The sequence below is a fragment of the Bacillus sp. 05T31 genome (assembly GCF_056396725.1).
Genome location: NZ_JBFTMA010000849.1, coordinates 1 through 2,888 on the forward strand (window position 1 = coordinate 1; position 2,888 = coordinate 2,888).

The 2,888-nt window shown below is 36.2% G+C and carries 6 protein-coding genes and 1 pseudogene; 6 read left to right on the plus strand and 1 reads right to left on the minus strand.

Features of this window, described 5'->3' with window-relative positions; genetic code table 11:
* The 3 genes and pseudogenes from AC1DJR_RS29100 to AC1DJR_RS29110 form a co-directional block, all read left to right on the plus strand.
* Window positions 1-206, plus strand: a pseudogene (locus AC1DJR_RS29100) (AimR family lysis-lysogeny pheromone receptor); the annotation flags it as partial.
* A gap of 1 nt (window position 207) precedes the next feature.
* On the plus strand, window positions 208-363 hold the full coding sequence (locus AC1DJR_RS29105; protein ID WP_164468363.1) for a hypothetical protein: 156 nt from the start codon (window positions 208-210) through the stop codon (window positions 361-363).
* Between the two features lie 143 nt (window positions 364-506).
* Entirely contained in the window at window positions 507-680 is a 174-nt protein-coding gene (locus AC1DJR_RS29110; protein WP_095210715.1) for a hypothetical protein, read from the plus strand.
* A gap of 22 nt (window positions 681-702) precedes the next feature.
* On the opposite strand, the gene AC1DJR_RS29115 is transcribed toward AC1DJR_RS29110, so the two are convergent.
* The gene (locus tag AC1DJR_RS29115; protein WP_215550988.1) at window positions 703-1,041 is read right to left on the minus strand and encodes a helix-turn-helix domain-containing protein; all 339 of its coding nucleotides are present in this window, start codon (window positions 1,039-1,041) and stop codon (window positions 703-705) included.
* Window positions 1,042-1,340: 299 nt separating this feature from the next.
* On the opposite strand from AC1DJR_RS29115, the gene AC1DJR_RS29120 reads away from it, so the two are divergent.
* The 3 genes from AC1DJR_RS29120 to AC1DJR_RS29130 form a co-directional block, all read left to right on the plus strand.
* Complete coding sequence (locus tag AC1DJR_RS29120; protein ID WP_477004159.1) at window positions 1,341-1,622, plus strand: helix-turn-helix transcriptional regulator; 282 nt, start codon at window positions 1,341-1,343, stop codon at window positions 1,620-1,622.
* An 87-nt stretch (window positions 1,623-1,709) separates the two neighbouring features.
* Window positions 1,710-1,871, plus strand: a complete 162-nt coding sequence (locus AC1DJR_RS29125; protein ID WP_477004160.1) for a hypothetical protein — start codon at window positions 1,710-1,712, stop codon at window positions 1,869-1,871.
* Window positions 1,855-2,888: AAA family ATPase (locus AC1DJR_RS29130; RefSeq protein WP_477004161.1), on the plus strand; the 1,034-nt coding region annotated here is incomplete at its 3' end. The genes AC1DJR_RS29125 and AC1DJR_RS29130, both read left to right, overlap by 17 nt.

Consider the following 2,888-nt stretch of genomic DNA (forward strand, 5'->3'; position numbering starts at 1 on the left):
GTTTATATGGTGATAAGAAAAAGGGCTATGAGATTTTTGATAGATTGAAAGAGCAAGGTCTATCCGCTTTCCAGATGTACTATCTTTCAAGAATAGAAAATGATACAATTATGGCAAGAGAATCTTTGGAATTATTTGAAAAAATAGGAAATTTAATGTACGCTCAACTTGCAAAGCGAGTTCTAATAACAGAAGGAGTGTTGTAAAATGAAAAAGTTTGTAGTAACTACATTATGCGCACTAGCGTTATCAATTGGGGTTATTGGTACTGGTGCAGACCAAACTAAAGATTTAGGTAAAGAAAAAGCTACTGTACATACTGAAAAAGTGCAATTAATGAGAGTCGATCCGGGTGGCATGTAATATAAATAAATAGTTAAAAAGACGCTACTTATAGTAGCGTCTTTCGTCTTTTTAAGGGGTGTCACGTTTTTTTAGACTTTGAAAAAACTAGACCACTTGATACATATTTCACAAACTATTAAGGATGAAGGGGAGGAACTATGGTGAAAAAAAAGACTGCAAAGCAAGAAACAAAACGTTTAATTGGGGAATTATTTGAACATGAAAAAGTGAGTTGTGACATAAATGATCTTATGGAGGAACTGTATAAACAAGGTCAGATTACACAGGAACAGTACAATCAAATCACAACTATATTGCAACAAAAAAAGGAATAGCATCTGGCTAATCCTTTTTTCGTTATTGCTGTTTTCTTTGTAGAACTTGTCTTAATAAAACGTTAACGAGTTCAGCTTGCTCATCTGTGATTTCTACCCCGTCAGAGTGTAGTCTACCCTGATCTAAAAAGTCTTTTACATTAAAGTTAAGGCCGTTTGGATTTTCTGTTCTTCCTAAAATAAAGTCTGTAGTAGTATCGAAGGTATCGGCTAGCTGTACAAGAACTTCGGCGTTGGGTTTTCTTTTATTGGTCTCATATCCGCTATACGTAGAATCATTTTTACCAATACGATCTGCGACTTCTTGCATTGTCCAACCACGTCTATTTCGTAAAAATTTTAATTGGGCCCCAATGTTCATGTATATTACCTCCCGGTAAAATTCTTTTATATATTTTTAATGGTTCTGTTTTTTATAAAATTTATAAAAAAATATAAAATGTTTTTTATTTTTTTGCTGTTATCTATATATAAGATAACACTTTATGCCCTTATTACACAATGGAAAATGTACGCATATTGCAAGTAAATTATTTTGAAAATAGGGGTGATTTTTAATTGAGAGGCTAGAAAATGTCAAGTTTTTTTGAAATACCACTTTACTTACTTGCAAAACGCCAGTATAATAAAAATCATTAAAGGTTGTCTGGAGGTKGACATATGAAAAGGACTTGGTTGGCAGATTTACGTGGAAAAAAACGTATGTCACAGGCGGCTCTAGCAGATAAGGTTGGTGTGACTCCAGGTCATATTGCAGACTTAGAGACTGGTAGACGTGATCCGGGAGGAAAATTAGCCTTGCAAATCGCAATTGTACTTGGGTTCCCTATGGAACATTTTTATTTACCCTCTCACTTGCAAAACGCCAGTAAAAAAGAAATTAAACAGTCATTTGAGCTGGGATTCCCGCCTGAAGAACAATTTTTTGAAGAATATCCATGAAAAATATTTAGGCGTCAAAGTAACGGTCACAAGAAAGAAAAAAGCGGAAGTGAAGGCAAGTTAAATTATTGAGAGGAGGTGATACACATGCAACGATACGTGTCTTATGCAAGTCGTATTGCAAAAGCGAAAGATGTAAAAGCGGTATGTTGCGAAAGTAAAAATCACTTCAAGAATGGATCAGAAAAACAAGCAGTAAGCACCATGTTAAAGCTAACGGAAAGGAGTGAACGTGTTGGCCAACATTAATGAGATTTTCGTAGAAGGGTTCCAGTCACATACAAATAGCCATTTTAATTTAGGAAATGGATTGAACGTAATCACTGGACCATCTGATAGTGGTAAAACCTCAATCATACGAGCGGTTCGCTGGGTAGCATTTAACGAACCTCAAGGTGAGGCTTTCGTAAACGAATCGGTTGGACATGCTACAGTAGCGATTCACTTGGATAGCGGTATTACTATTTCAAAGCACCGTAGAAAAGGGAAAACATCTTACAGAATTCAAACGGATCCTGGAGACGAAGGTAGTGTGTTTGAGAAGTCTGAGGTACCAGAAGAAGTAAAGCAGTTACTCGGTATTACAAAGCAAACATTTGGGGATTTTGTTACAGCTTTAAACTTCGCATTTCAGCTCGAGGCGCCATTCTTAATAAGTGAAACACCATCATCGGGTGCGAAAGTACTTGGTAAATTAGCAGGAACAGAAGCTGTAGATCTTGCAGTGAAAAGTGTTTCAAAAGATACATACGCAGCGAGGCAAGAGAGGTTACTAGCGGAAAAAGAAATTGAGAGATTAGCAGGTAACTTACTTGAGTACTTGGATGTGGATGATAAAGTACAGCAATTAAAAACAGCTGAAAGTCTGATGGAACACGTAGAGGAATTGTACAAAAAGAAAGAGGTACTGTTACAGCTACAGACTCAGCAACATGTAGCGTTCGAAAAATTACGCGTTGCCTTTGTAGAGGACGAGAGGCTGTCAAAAGTACCAGTTCTTATACAAATACTTGAACAAACAGAAAAAGACCAGCAGCGTTTACAAACACTACTGGACTTACAAAAACGATACGAGTCACTGTCCACCGCCAAGAAGACATTGACTGAAACATTAAAACAATTTGATGGATTAGTAGAAGTAAGTAACTTGTTACAAGATTCTACTAAATCTGAAGAAAGATATTCTTTGCTTTCTATCTTATCACAAAACTATAAAAAGTATAGTCAAGCATTGCAAGATGTTCAATTACAGCTAGGGAGGTTAAC

What these genes read in the sequence shown, in the direction of transcription:
- AC1DJR_RS29105 (WP_164468363.1), top strand. Translation starts at nt 208, where the DNA reads ATGAAAAAGTTTGTAGTAACTACATTATGCGCACTAGCGTTATCAATT.
- AC1DJR_RS29115 (WP_215550988.1), bottom strand. Translation starts at nt 1,041, where the DNA reads ATGAACATTGGGGCCCAATTAAAATTTTTACGAAATAGACGTGGTTGG.
- AC1DJR_RS29120 (WP_477004159.1), top strand. Translation starts at nt 1,341, where the DNA reads ATGAAAAGGACTTGGTTGGCAGATTTACGTGGAAAAAAACGTATGTCA.
- AC1DJR_RS29125 (WP_477004160.1), top strand. Translation starts at nt 1,710, where the DNA reads ATGCAACGATACGTGTCTTATGCAAGTCGTATTGCAAAAGCGAAAGAT.